This is a genomic window from Acidithiobacillus sp. HP-2, from assembly GCF_015100155.1.
Taxonomy (GTDB): Bacteria; Pseudomonadota; Gammaproteobacteria; order Acidithiobacillales; family Acidithiobacillaceae; genus Acidithiobacillus.
In genome coordinates, this window is sequence record NZ_JACKZA010000025.1 from 1 (window position 1) to 12,634 (window position 12,634).

Sequence of the window (12,634 nt, forward strand, 5' to 3'; positions counted from 1 at the left end):
CCCGTTGAAGGATCGTCTTCGACGTTCCACGGTACATTCTGGTTGATGATTAAATATTCATGAACCACTTTCTGCCGCTTCGTTTGCGCGGCATGAATGTTGAAAATAAAATCGCTTCCGGGCGCATTCACTTCATAACTCAGCGCCAAGGATAGTTGCAGATGAATCATAGCCAAGGCATCTCTCTGCGCAATAACTGGGCGGCTCTGGTTTCAAGTCTGGCCCTATCGTATATCTCTTTGTCATGCTGAGCCAGCTTTGTTGCTGCAACCAGTTGAAAAATATAATTTATATGATTGATTTGAAAGGGGCTTCTTCAAAATATGAGTCAACAGTCATAGTGACGGGTTTTGAGAACGTGATGGTCAGTCCACCGAACGACCGCTTCCGCTGCCCTGCCGCCGTTGAGCCCTGATGGTCGGCAGCAGACTGAAAGCGGTCATTCATTATCCATGACCACTTGCAGAATTTAGTTTTGTTTCATGGCGAATCGCATCTCATCTTCTTGATCTATCAGTGATGCCAATTTCCATGGTGCCAGGGTCCGTGGTGCCAATTGCCATGTTGCCAGGGCCCTGGCCTTCCATGCCCTGCCCATGGTGGCGGCCCCCGCCGAAGCCAAGGTCTGGGTCCATAAGCAACGACAGGGGGTGGCACGGGATAATATCTGACCACTGGTGGCGGCGTGTAATAAGCGACGGGGGGCGGCGCATAATACACCGGCGGTGGCGCGTAGTAGACGGGAGGCGTACCCAATTGCACGCTCAGTCCGGGAACCGCCAATCCTAAAGAAACGGCTGCCATGGCCGATGAACTGGTTAAACTCAACATCGCTGCTGCAAGGACGCCAGCAAAAATTGTCGTGCGTTTTATCGTGCGGGATTGTGGATTATTCATAAATATCTCTCGAAAAATATCGATGGACCGGATGGGTAATGTGCTTTCATGCGTACATTGTTACTGATAACCCGCATGCAAGCTCTCTGGAAATAAGCCTGGTGCCCTAACACTCAGTGCAGTAACAGGTCAATTACCGTTCAGGCTGTTTTCTATTTGGGGGAGAGCAGCACCTACACCCGCACCCACCGCACCACCTACCGCAGCACCGACGGCAGGATTGCCCGCAGCGACTGTTCCCTAAACGGCACCGCCAGCAGCGCCAATAGCACCGCCACTCAGAGCACGCTGGCCCGTTGGGCTCATGTTGGCACAACCGGCTAATGCCATCACTGTTGTCAAAAGTAAGGCTGCCCGGACCCACGAAGCAGCAGGATTTGCACTTTTTATATCCGTTCCAGACATCGTAACCTCCTGTTCAGGTATTTCTCTATCAGACAATAGTCCGTAGAAATTTGCTCATACTACATTATAGCCAAACATCTGAGGCTTTCATCTGGCCATGATTCTCGTAGATCCTGACTGTAAGGACCAAAGAGGATGCGGACTGGCAGGCCATAAGGCGTCAATTACGATCTGCTGTGGTCACTGCCATGTGTTGATATTCCATTTTGTTAATATTTTTCAATGTGCTGAACGGGTACTGTTCTCCACTGTTCTTTCTTTGGAACTGATGATGCCAGTACTGTGGTTTGATTTTTCAACCACCATGTGGAATATCTAATGCAGAATGCGTGCCCCAAATTTACAGCCAAAGCTACCCCCACGAAGGATCGAATCATGACGCAAAAAACACGGCCAGACGATCACTGGACGTTAGAGAAACTGCAAAGCCTGCTGGGTTTTATCCTGCGTATAATAATCGCTTGCGGCACCGCCATGATGATCAGTGGCTGCTTGCCGTTAATGGCGGCAAGCGCTGCAGGCAGTGTCGTTTACTATAACATGCCGCATTCCAATAAAAATGCTGATTGAGCGTATCGTCTGACGCCCATTCCCAGTTGCCCTGCTGTGCGGTACATGCGACCAATGATCGTCTGACAGTGGCTATTATTCCGGGTAGATTCTCAACCTGACTGAAGAGCGACAACACAAATGCTTAAAAATTAACCAGATGGAATAAGTCAGCGTCCCACTGTAGTGGACTGACTACAGTGCAGAAGGGCTCGACCGAATGAAAACTTGCTGAAATCCTGTAGGAATGCTTTTTGCTGGTACGCCTTTGGTCTTTTTTATGGGAGCATCATTATGAAATCCAGCCCCTCCCCCTCAACAGCACGGCGAAAACCGATACTATGGGTGGTGGTTACCACCCTCGTCCTTTCATCTGCTGTTGGGATCACTCCAGCACTCGCCGATAATATTTCATTAGGCCTGGCCGTTTATGTATCCACTCCCTGGTAGGAATGTTGCATGTATTCGCAAAACAGGGCTGCGGGCGGTGCAGTGCTGGGTGCTGTTGTGGGTGGCAATCTGGCCGTAGGGGCCGCAGTAGGCGGTGCAGCAGGAGCAGCATCCGGCGCTTTGATGCACTGAAATCCTGATTCATGACCGAAGGAAACGCCCCATTTCAGAAAAATGGGGCTTTTTTAGTGACTTTTACAGGGCATACGTGCGCATAAAATCCTTCACGGAGGGGGTGGTGGGGGCGGCGGCCCAGGTTGCTGGTAATAAGCCCCGGGACCCGCTGGCCCTCCGGGCGGCGGTGGGGGTGGGGGCGGTGCAGGATGCGCATAATATCCGCCAGGGCCTGGAGGTGGTCCAGGTGGGTAGGCATAACATCCCGCCAACGCTATCAAGCTGCCGAACAAGGTCGCTACACGTAAAGCTGGTTGCCAGATGTTACGGCGCTTCAGAAACTCCATTTCATGGAACATACGGTTCTCCTGTAGGAAGATCGGTTTTTTATCTTTCCCCGAACAAATAGCTCAGGGGTTACGGTATAAAAAATGTGCATATCTCCTTTCCGCTTTGCGGTCACGTTTTTCGGACTTGTGAAGTGCTTTACAATATTGAAAAAGCAATAAGCGTTCCAGTACAGCGAAAGGATCTTGCGACAGAGGCGACATGCTGAGCAGTGCCCGATTCCAGAAGAGAAGGGATCCGTTTTTATGGTAAGGGCATACAACAGGGACGCTATAGAGCCATATTGTCGCTAAAGTACAACAGACCTGCTGAAGAAAGGGTCATGTAGCCGCACCATTTCGTGTGCAGACGACGCAGGCCACTGATTACATGAAAAATCTATCCCACGGGAACCTTTGGCATAAATTCTGCTGTCTTAGTCTCTGGACTCGACAGGGAGATTGTCTGCTTCTTGTCTATCCCGAGTGGCTCGATCGTAACGGTGTGACTTCGAAAGTCCTGCCATCACTTTCCGGCTGTTTTTTGACTCAACCAACAGGAGTGTTCCGATGATTCAGAAAAAAATATGGCTTACCGCATTGACCCTCGCACTGGCATTACCCCTGGGCGCAGAAGCGTCCGTATATGGCGTCATGAATCAGGTCGGGGTTTCCGGCAATGTACAAGGGGCCACCAATCGGTATGGGAACACCAACGGTGGACTCGGTCTACGGGCCAGCCTTTACAATGGTGGATTGTTCGGCACGGCGAAATACCGCCATGAGTTCGGGGCTACCTACCAGGGTTACACCGGTGGCAATACCAACACCATTGGGCTCAAGCTCGGCTATCTTTTCAACGCCAGCAATATCCTGGCTGTCGGGCCTTATGTCGGCTATGAGTATAACCGCTTTGCACAGTCCAATGCCTATAATGACTCTCACTCTTCGCTGAGCACCAACGGTCTGGGTGGTGGTCTTTATGCGGCAGCATCTCTGCCAGGCGTCAATTTCACCGGATATGTCGGATACCTTGGCGGTATTTCGGAAACCCAGCATCTCTCTGGATTCGCACCAACCACGTTCAATCGCACTTCAGACCTTCTACAAATGGGGGTGAACGCCTATTATCCCCTAATGGCCAATGTCTCCCTGTACGTCGGATTACATGATGATGATTTTACACAGCGAGGCGCGCCGAATATTCTTCGCGGCGATGTGGGCTTGGGTATGCAGTTTTAAGGCACAATGCGGGCAGGATGGTCTGAAGCATACATCAACCCAGAGACAGCGAACCGTGCTCTGGGTTGATGTCTTCATGATTCAGTGATTTTACTGAAAAGTAAAGAAGCGTCTTTATTCAGGAACGCGAAATGCGTGTACGTCTCGAGGTCAAGCATAGCCACGAAATCACGGGCCAGCGCAATGGCATTAGTCCAAGCAGCCTTATTCCTCATTAGCTTGAGTTTGATCAGCAATGGGGTATTTGCAACCGATTCATCAAAAAGATCTATTAACTTCTCAATTGGTTCATTCTATAGTTCGATTTCAACAAACTGGACACAATCAGCAAACTCATCTTGTTAATCAGATAAACCGTGTAATATGGCTCCCTAAGAAAAAACGTAATTCAGCACAAAGACCGTATGAAAAAATCCTGTATCCTTATTTTACAGCCTAAAATTAATTTTACTATCGATTTTACGAGTTTATTTAATTCTGCCTATCTCGGTAAATATTGTCTCTCCGCAGCGTTGCGCCTTTGATCTCATCAACCGCCGCACCTTAAGAACGAAAATGCATTAAAGATAGCTTGGCGTCAGCATGAATCCATTTAAGCGTAGCCTCCCGATAAGCTCTCAACGCATAAGGTAAACGTTTCATGATAGTATGAGTAGGCTTGACACCGCGTGAGGCGGACAACGCTTTCTGTATATAGCTTAACCAATGGTGTGCGTTTTCATTCCAATAGTGTGATTGTTTACGATAGATTGGAAGCTTGATTTCCGCGATTTTATGGGATTGCTCACGCTCCAGTGCATCTTGCTTCAGTTTAAGCAGGATGTTTTCTCTGTCAATATCAAGCTGTTGATTAGCATGATGAACTGCACCGGTGATATCGATCGGCATGTTCAGATACAAGCCACCAATGATCGCCATTTTCGTTCTTCCCGCTTCAGGATAGTATGAAGGCCGCATAAAAAGTTTCAGCTTTACATCAATGAATCGTAACCAGCCAAGTTGACGTTGACCATGATAATAGCGAATTAGACCTTCAATGGCAGGATGCAGACGGAGTACACTGGGTGGAATTCGATGGGCATTATCTGTAGATGGGTTTGGTCGTTCAGGAATAAATGAATGAAGCTTCTGCCCAACTGTTTCCATCATCTTGTGTAAAAACACTTCTGAACGCATGTGCGCAAGGTAAACAGACAGGCGAAGTCTTTCAAGAATACCGCGAATAGTCACTGAAATTTTTTTGTTGTGTTTAAATAATGATAACAATCTTTTGAAACTATGTTCAATCTTATAATTATCCCAGTAAGACATATAGGATTTCTGAATCGTTACCTTTATCGATCTATTTTCCGAATCGTAACGAGCGAGATTTTTATAATAGGCAGGTTGCGCTTGAGCGGTAATATGGCGCAAATATTTGTTCCCGCCAAATAGATAGTATTTAAATCCAAGTTTTGGCTTCATAATGTAAGCGCGTGGAATCCCGTCATAGTTGAAGTGCGTGTAATGCCCGGCCTTTATTCTCCCCTGGAGAATGGGCGAGCTTTCTGCGTGTAAAATTTTAATTTCCTGCTGGGCTGCACGCACGTCATTTTCCTTTTCACGCATTACCGGTGAATGTTGCGCAATATTTTCTATCTGGTGTAACGTCATCACTTGCTTTGCATAAGCAGGACACACAAAAAATGTGATCATGCATAGGAAAAGCAATGACAACCACCAGTTAAATTTATTTTTTTTAACGAAAATGATATGCAATCCTCCGTCGAGCCCTCAACTATTGATTCCTGAATAATAAATCATAAAATATTTATAACATTCCCAAAAAATATCCAGCACCGCCCCAAACTGCAACCCATATGACTGCACCCAATATATTCCAGAGATAAAAATCCTGTAGTGTTGTTTCTGCGGATCCAGAGATGTAACCTTGAAGTTGCCGCAATGGAACAATGAATCGACCAAATAATACTACTATAGAACCATATTTATTCATGAAAGTATGCGCCTTATTAAGACGTTCTGCTGTAATCCCTATCCATCGCCCATGTTTTTTGATCCATTTGATGCCGACTTTGAAACCTATGTAATAGGCAGCGAACCAACCGGCACTGGTACCAATTATACCAAGGACTAATAATACCAGCGGATTAAAGGCACCTTGGCTGGCTACGAAACCTGCGCCGATTAATAAGGTCTCACCGGGTAAAAAAATGAAGCCAGCACTTTCCAGAAATAAGCCAGCCACGACTATGGCCAATCCATATTGATCCACCACACCCGAAGCTGAAGCGACTGCGGCATGGAGATAGCTTAAGACATAGCTGGAAACTGACATCAGGATTTGGGGTCCGTACGTGATAGTCGAACGGGTAACATTCTGGTCAGCGTATGATCGCGAAGCACGTAATGGTGGTAAAGTGCTGCACCGCTATGAATCACGATCAGAAAAGCCAGCATCAGCGCTACCGCTGCATGCCATTGCAATACATTTGAAAAAACAAAGCGAGGATCGGGAGTCATGGGAAGCGGCATATGCCACGCCAGAATCGTCAACCCCTTACCCAGCAGCCCCATCATCCAGATACCGATGGCGCACTCAACAAGAATGAGCATATAAAATGCGCCATGGACCATCTTGGCCCATAGCTGGTGACTTGGTTGCGCACCTGCGCCTGATCTTCGTCCAGTAATGATCCGTATTATGAATAATGACAGAGTGAGTAATAAAATAAGCAGCCCGATCTCTTCATGCACCACAATGGCACTTGCCAGATGGGCTTGCAGCCAGGCAATGCGCAAGTTGGCGGCACCCAATAGGCCCTGAAAAACAATCAGCACGGCGATCGACCAATGCAACACTTTGAACAGAGTACTCTCCCCAGTCGCCGATGATCCTGTAACTTTTTCATGCTTATTTTTTGTCATTCACACTCCTTATAAAGGTTAATCCTTGCTAGCAATGCTGGTGAATATACCAGATTTTATGAATGGTTTTTTTCATAGATCGGGCATCATGCAGAGCTGCTTTGAAATGATGCGCTTTTAAAGCTAAAACAGTGTCATATCCCAGTCGTTCCGCCTTGTTTTTCAGTATTTTTGTTTCATAGTGAGGATTTTGCGGAGCATGATCCTCATGCGCCACGGCATAAACCGAGCTGAAACACAAAACACTTGCGGTAACTATCTGAATTATCGTTTTTCGGTTTATCTTTAAGCCCATGAGAATCCCCTTGTGCAAATCGATTCAACCAGACATGAATCCCTTCGGGAGAGCCGTACGGGACGCCTTCCCAGATTTCTCATACTGGAGGGTGTCCTGAATGCCCATACAGGCATGCATTCTTCCTCTAAATATTCCCGAATCTTCCGGACGAATCGTTTTGACGCCATAGAAGAACGCAATATTGCCGGAGATTGTTGCTGTTCAAACCAGCGTGCTGGATGATTTTGCGCACGAGCTGCCGGTGATGCAGTGGCCAGACGAGCGTTGTGTTCATCGCCATCCTCAGCCAACGCGCCAATAGCGGTTTGCATCAGTGCAAACCAAGTTGGACTGATTCCATTGATACGACCAGCCTGTGCGTGTAGACCTGTTATGACCTTGCTTTCTACCCAATTCCGTTGGGCGGAAGACAGTCCGAGTTTGTCCAGGTAATGTGTCGCAGCAATGGGTAGTCTGACAGTGTCGGTAGACGGGTCGTTACTGGGTCGAACTGGATGCAGAATATCGAAACTATCCGGGCTTCTATACATTATGCTGCCTCCTTTTGTGGAGCCAATAGATATAACCAGGTATCACTGAGCGTTTTCCCTTGTGAAGCCAGAAACAGGCTGATGTTACCGGGATGTTGTCTGGCCGGCAGAATTTGTGCGTTCACCTGCCATTGGTGCTTCAAGGGATTGAATCGCACTGACGAATGGAGAATATGCACCCCTGCTCCGACGGTAAAATGGGCGTGCATGGGGGTTTGTGCGGGGAGATGACCCAATCCATCTCCGGCGAAATCCACAACCAATGTCTTGGCGCCCTTCATGTGCGGATCGTTACCCAGAAAGGTAGCGACTGGATGCCCGCCAGATGGGAGCTGTTTGTCGTTCCGGAAAAACCGGATCTGGTAATGCACCCGCAGTGATTCACCCGGTCGCAAGGGTTTCGCGGGTACCCAAAAGGTCACGATATTATCGGTATTACGGTTGTTTGTGGGCAACTCTACCAGTTCTACCTGTCCTTTCCCCCAGCGATTAAGCGGATGAATCCAGACGCTGGGCCTTTTTTGATACTGCGTAATCAATCCTTCGTAGTTGGCAAAGCGGCGATCCTGTTGAAAGAGTCCGAAACCAATGGGGTTATTGAGAAGATAACGGGTCACCTGGATGTGCAGGGGGTTATTCAACGGTCTTGTGATCCATTGACCATCACGGGCCGCCATGATCAGATCGCTGGAATCATGTTGTTGCGGATGCCAGTCACCCACTCTTATTCCGCGACCCCGGCCATGCCAGTACATGCTTGAGAGCGGGGCAATTTCAAGCTGCTTGATTTTTTTGCGCGGGTACAAAACGGCCCGTACGCGGATGCGTGTACTTTTTCCAGGGATTACCGTAAACCGGTAGGCCCCGGTTATTACAGGGCTATTCAGCAGGGCATAAATGATCATGTGCCGCGCTCCTGGCTTGGGTCGTTGCAACCAGAACTCCTGGAAATAAGGAAAAATTTCACCAGAAGGTAAGGCTGTATCTATTCCAAGGCCTCTGGCTGAAGTTCCATAGACGGCCCCTTTGCCGACAGCACGGAAATAACTGGCACCGAGGAAAGACACAAACTCGTTGTGGTATGGCGGGGTATCCAGTGGGTAAAGCAAAGAAAATCCTGCGTATCCTTCTTTACGCGGGAGTCGGGACTTTCCGATTATGCCATGCGTAGCAAATAGTTTGGCACTGTAGGGCAGTGGAAAGGACTGTCCGTGCTGAATAACATTGATTTTTACAGGGTGGATAAAAGTATGTCCCACGGGATAGAAAGCGACTTCAAACGGTAAATCCTGCGACTTCCAGAGAGCGTGCATATCCAGAATCCGACCATATGCCTGTGGGCTCAGTTTGCGTAGATATTGGCCAGCGGAAATGGGGCGCGGTTTCCAAGCCCTGCGGGACAACTTGTGTGCAGATTTCTGGAGGTTGGCAAAGGAAAAAGAGCCTGCAAAGGCACTGGAAGGCCCTATGAGAGCCAATACCGTAGCTAATCCTGCTACACCATAAGAAAATACAGATTTATTGTTGCTGGATAGGAAAGTAATCATGACAGATTTTCTGCATATTTTATGCCAAAATTATAACTAAATGATTTTTTTAACAAAAAATAATAACCGTGAAATATTACCTCGGCAAATGTCGCTCCAAGGTCACGGTTATTTTTTTCATAGCTAATCACATTTTTTTCTTATATTAAAAAATTATTCAAGTAAAACATTTTGTTAATTGTGATCAGGAATTATTTTAGAAAAACATAATATTGTCGCTCGTGAGCGACATACAACGAACATAATAAGGATATGCGGTAGTATTACAAAAAGTTATTTTGCTACGCGAGCGTATTTGAGGGATTGCGAGGAGCATAAGCAATACTGCCAAACCTGAATTTGATGTTAAACTTAAGCAAGTGGTGCAGGTGATCGAGCGTTCCGGGGACTGTCTCAAAATAATCGTTGATAAATTATCCATGATGCTGCATATTCATAAACAATAATAGTTACGGAGGAATATGCCATGTCTATTTCAACCAGAAAAATCGCTGCTATAGCCGTGGGTGTTTTAGCACTCTCAGGCTGTGCTTATGGCCCCTACGGCCGATATGGGCATCCAGGGTATTACCAGCCACCCCCACCTGGTCGGTACAACAACGGCTACGGTCATCCGCCCCCACCGCCTCCTCCCGGCCAAGGACCTGGTCAGTATAACTATGGCTACGGCAGGTAATCCACCGCCATCCCTTCCATAAGCAACAGTCTGGGGATAAGTTCGGCTTCATCCAGTAAACCAGTAAAAGAGGATTTGCTATGCCGCGTAAACCCATTGTACTCAGTATCGCCATAGGTCTTGCCGGATTAGGGGTTTTATCCCTCTCTACACCGGCGTCCGCTGCGCCGTTTGATCTCAGTGTCATGCTGGGCGATCTCGGGATCAATTTCGGTAATACGGGCTTGCCCCAGCAATATGGCTATTTTGAGCCGCCCTCAGAGTATACCAGCTATTACAGTCAGCCACTCTACGCGCAGTACATGATGTGGTACTACTACCCGCAGACATACTACCAGTATTATCCGACACCACCCCCGCCCCTACCGGCAGGAGCGCCCCCGCCTCCGCCTCCACCGGCAGGAGCGCCGCCACCGCCACCACCTGGCAGTTATTTCAATTATCTGGGGGTGCAACCACCGCCACCGGCTCCGCCTGGCGCACCACAACCGCCTCCTCCCGGGCCTCCTCCCGGTGGACCGGGCTTTGGGCCTCCGGGGAGACCACAACCCGGTGGACCCGGGTTCGGTCCACAACCAGGTCCACCACCTGGAAGGCCAGGACCTGGAGGGCCTGGACCTGGAGGGCCTGGACCTCAACAAGGACTTATGGGTGGGCCAGGTTTCGGCCCACAACCAGGTCCTGGCCATGGAGGACCTCGGTTCCAGCCAGGACCGGCAGGAGGACCCCCGCAAGGGCCTCAATCTGGCCCGAGAAGAGGGCCTCCACAAGGGGGGCCTGGAGGGCCTGGACCTCAACAGCCACCCCACCAGGGACCTGTGGGTGGACCGCCTCCACCGGGTGGGCCAGGTGGACCTCCCCCTGGAGGGCTTGGCGCACCTTAACAGCCAAAACAAATGAGCCGCTCGTTGTGGAGCTCATTGTTTATGGCTTTTTATATCCTTTATAAGCGAGGAATCAGCGTATACGAGACATCATAAAGCATGGTGTCTCCTAGACCCTGATTTCATATATTGACGAGTATCTGACCGTCTGACCTTCGACTTGCGCTCCGAATCAACCGCCAGTCAGAATATCATAACCATCAGGCACCGGAAGGTCTTGTCTCCGCAAGATCATCCGCAAACGCAATTTATGCTGATAGTAGAGTCCGTTGCGCATGAATTGCCGTATCTTTAGAAATGTTGATCACCCATGGATCATGTCAGCAGTTCATCTACATGGTCGAAGGACAGCAAGCACGAAACGGAAAGGATTGCGCGCCTGATCAGGCGCGAAATAGAATGGGTCACTTTTCTTAGTGTGGTAACAAAACAAATATTAATGTGGTATATCAGTTTTTTGTTAAACAAAAGAAAATATTTATCATAAAAATTAACGTTTTTTCTGGTTACGTGTTGAATATGTGCAACACTCATATTTTGATCAGTTTCAATACTTGTTAAATTTTATTCGCCTATTTGACAATACAGATTATCTGTTGTTACCGTAAAAACGCTTGTGCAATTTGACTCAAGCAATTACGAGCATAATCCATGCTCTTTTCTTTCACCCAAAAGGGAGATGAACTATTGAAAAGCATTCAGACTAATGTAATAACAGCACTGGGAATATTCGTGTTCAGCACATCCGTTGCTTTTGCAAGCATGAGCAGCCCCATGTCCACCACTCAACCCCAACCGTCCTCACCGTCGATGCAGAACGGTGCGTCTACACCGACTATGACTTCCGGAGCGCCGCAAGCGGGAGCGCAGTCCGGCTCCCGGCCAATGATGCCCTCTGCACCTCAGGCGGGTCCTGCGGTGAGTAACGGTGAGATCATGCATTTTGCTTCCGCTCTGCGAGCAATCGGACCCCTGAGTTCCAAAATGCGGAGTGAAGCCATGCAAAAAGGCGTAAGCAAAGCCAAGCAGCAGGCACTTGAACAAAGCTATGCAAAGGATGTTCACGGAATTCTGGCCAAGAATGACCTCTCCGCAAGCACCTATGAGATGCTCATGAGAAAAGCCCATAGCGATCCACAGTTCGCTCAAAAGGTCGAGGCCGCTATCAAGTCCGGTGCATAGTCGCACTGTCTTGATTGGTGAATCATGGAACATCAGAGACGCCAATCATGGTGTCTCTGACGGTTTTAGTTGGCTTGTTCGTGTTTCTTGTTCAAAGTCGTGATGAAAAATCTTTCAAAAATATCTTTTTTATTACTTTTTACAGGGATTGGATTATCTGGATGCGTCTTCGGACCTAGTCATCAGGATGTGCGTCGAGCACTCAAAAAAGCAGATATTATCCGTGCCATTAAAGGCAACAACATGGATATGAATATGACCAAGAGTCAGAGGCAGCATATTGATCAGGAAGTTAAAGAAACAAAGATCAACCAGTGCAGACAGCTGCACGGCCTGATTTATCGATGCTCCATGATCAGGAACGGTCAAATTCAGATTATCGAAATTGGAAAATTGGGTGGACGTCATTGGCAGGTCATCAATAATAATCACCTGCTGAACTAGCTCTGACATGGCAGCGGGTGTATGGGGCATTGTTGACGGTTAATTGAGGACTGAACCGTTAAGCGTCCATTGTGCCTATTGCATTGCCACGTAAAACGAAGGTAAGAGTCAATTATGGCCCTCTGTTTTGGGTCCCTTTATGCATACTGCAGAACCAAAACT

At 48.1% G+C, this 12,634-nt stretch carries 13 protein-coding genes and 1 pseudogene; 7 read left to right on the plus strand and 7 right to left on the minus strand.

Annotated features, from left to right (window positions below; all coding sequences use genetic code 11):
* A pseudogene (locus tag H7F11_RS17330) lies at positions 1 to 170 on the minus strand (transglutaminase family protein); the annotation flags it as partial.
* 967 nt (positions 171 to 1,137) lie between these two features.
* Positions 1,138 to 1,302 (minus strand): hypothetical protein, encoded by a 165-nt coding sequence (locus tag H7F11_RS16865; protein ID WP_227485560.1) that lies wholly within the window; start codon positions 1,300 to 1,302, stop codon positions 1,138 to 1,140.
* A gap of 375 nt (positions 1,303 to 1,677) precedes the next feature.
* Between H7F11_RS16865 and H7F11_RS15000 the strand changes: the two genes are divergently transcribed.
* The 3 genes from H7F11_RS15000 to H7F11_RS15005 all read left to right on the plus strand — a co-directional run bounded on the left by H7F11_RS15000 (position 1,678) and on the right by H7F11_RS15005 (position 3,983).
* Complete coding sequence (locus H7F11_RS15000) at positions 1,678 to 1,872, plus strand: hypothetical protein (RefSeq protein WP_075324188.1); 195 nt, start codon at positions 1,678 to 1,680, stop codon at positions 1,870 to 1,872.
* 438 nt (positions 1,873 to 2,310) lie between these two features.
* Positions 2,311 to 2,433, plus strand: coding sequence for a hypothetical protein (locus H7F11_RS17035; RefSeq protein ID WP_264674728.1), 123 nt, complete (start codon positions 2,311 to 2,313; stop codon positions 2,431 to 2,433).
* 878 nt (positions 2,434 to 3,311) lie between these two features.
* A complete protein-coding gene (locus H7F11_RS15005) occupies positions 3,312 to 3,983 on the plus strand; it encodes a hypothetical protein (RefSeq protein ID WP_193651461.1) in 672 nt (223 codons plus the stop codon).
* Positions 3,984 to 4,526: 543 nt separating this feature from the next.
* Here H7F11_RS15005 and H7F11_RS15010 read toward each other — a convergent pair.
* From H7F11_RS15010 to H7F11_RS15030, 5 genes are all read right to left on the minus strand, one after another.
* Positions 4,527 to 5,741, minus strand: coding sequence for a TolC family protein (locus H7F11_RS15010; RefSeq protein WP_193651462.1), 1,215 nt, complete (start codon positions 5,739 to 5,741; stop codon positions 4,527 to 4,529).
* 52 nt (positions 5,742 to 5,793) lie between these two features.
* Positions 5,794 to 6,321: a DedA family protein gene (locus tag H7F11_RS15015; RefSeq protein WP_193651463.1), complete on the minus strand. Its 528-nt coding sequence runs from the start codon at positions 6,319 to 6,321 to the stop codon at positions 5,794 to 5,796.
* Complete coding sequence (locus tag H7F11_RS15020; protein WP_193651464.1) at positions 6,321 to 6,911, minus strand: cytochrome b; 591 nt, start codon at positions 6,909 to 6,911, stop codon at positions 6,321 to 6,323. Before H7F11_RS15020 ends, H7F11_RS15015 begins: the two co-directional genes overlap by 1 nt.
* 28 nt (positions 6,912 to 6,939) lie before the next feature.
* Entirely contained in the window at positions 6,940 to 7,206 is a 267-nt protein-coding gene (locus H7F11_RS15025) for a hypothetical protein (protein WP_193651465.1), read from the minus strand.
* A gap of 532 nt (positions 7,207 to 7,738) precedes the next feature.
* Positions 7,739 to 9,286, minus strand: coding sequence for a glucan biosynthesis protein (locus tag H7F11_RS15030; protein ID WP_193651466.1), 1,548 nt, complete (start codon positions 9,284 to 9,286; stop codon positions 7,739 to 7,741).
* Positions 9,287 to 9,819: 533 nt separating this feature from the next.
* Between H7F11_RS15030 and H7F11_RS15035 the strand changes: the two genes are divergently transcribed.
* The 4 genes from H7F11_RS15035 (at position 9,820) to H7F11_RS15050 (ending at position 12,472) form a co-directional block, all read left to right on the plus strand.
* A complete protein-coding gene (locus H7F11_RS15035; RefSeq protein ID WP_193651467.1) occupies positions 9,820 to 9,984 on the plus strand; it encodes a hypothetical protein in 165 nt (54 codons plus the stop codon).
* Positions 9,985 to 10,514: 530 nt separating this feature from the next.
* Positions 10,515 to 10,862: a hypothetical protein gene (locus H7F11_RS15040; RefSeq protein WP_193651468.1), complete on the plus strand. Its 348-nt coding sequence runs from the start codon at positions 10,515 to 10,517 to the stop codon at positions 10,860 to 10,862.
* A 758-nt stretch (positions 10,863 to 11,620) separates the two neighbouring features.
* Entirely contained in the window at positions 11,621 to 12,028 is a 408-nt protein-coding gene (locus tag H7F11_RS15045) for a DUF4168 domain-containing protein (protein ID WP_193651469.1), read from the plus strand.
* 99 nt (positions 12,029 to 12,127) lie between these two features.
* On the plus strand, positions 12,128 to 12,472 hold the full coding sequence (locus H7F11_RS15050; RefSeq protein ID WP_193651470.1) for a hypothetical protein: 345 nt from the start codon (positions 12,128 to 12,130) through the stop codon (positions 12,470 to 12,472).
* Positions 12,473 to 12,634: the final 162 nt, after the last annotated feature.

Coding starts and splice junctions, on each gene's coding strand:
- H7F11_RS16865 (WP_227485560.1), bottom strand. CDS start 1,302: ATGTCTGGAACGGATATAAAAAGTGCAAATCCTGCTGCTTCGTGGGTC.
- H7F11_RS15000 (WP_075324188.1), top strand. CDS start 1,678: ATGACGCAAAAAACACGGCCAGACGATCACTGGACGTTAGAGAAACTG.
- H7F11_RS17035 (WP_264674728.1), top strand. CDS start 2,311: ATGTATTCGCAAAACAGGGCTGCGGGCGGTGCAGTGCTGGGTGCTGTT.
- H7F11_RS15005 (WP_193651461.1), top strand. CDS start 3,312: ATGATTCAGAAAAAAATATGGCTTACCGCATTGACCCTCGCACTGGCA.
- H7F11_RS15015 (WP_193651463.1), bottom strand. CDS start 6,321: ATGTCAGTTTCCAGCTATGTCTTAAGCTATCTCCATGCCGCAGTCGCT.
- H7F11_RS15020 (WP_193651464.1), bottom strand. CDS start 6,911: ATGACAAAAAATAAGCATGAAAAAGTTACAGGATCATCGGCGACTGGG.
- H7F11_RS15025 (WP_193651465.1), bottom strand. CDS start 7,206: ATGGGCTTAAAGATAAACCGAAAAACGATAATTCAGATAGTTACCGCA.
- H7F11_RS15030 (WP_193651466.1), bottom strand. CDS start 9,286: ATGATTACTTTCCTATCCAGCAACAATAAATCTGTATTTTCTTATGGT.
- H7F11_RS15035 (WP_193651467.1), top strand. CDS start 9,820: ATGGCCCCTACGGCCGATATGGGCATCCAGGGTATTACCAGCCACCCC.
- H7F11_RS15045 (WP_193651469.1), top strand. CDS start 11,621: ATGTCCACCACTCAACCCCAACCGTCCTCACCGTCGATGCAGAACGGT.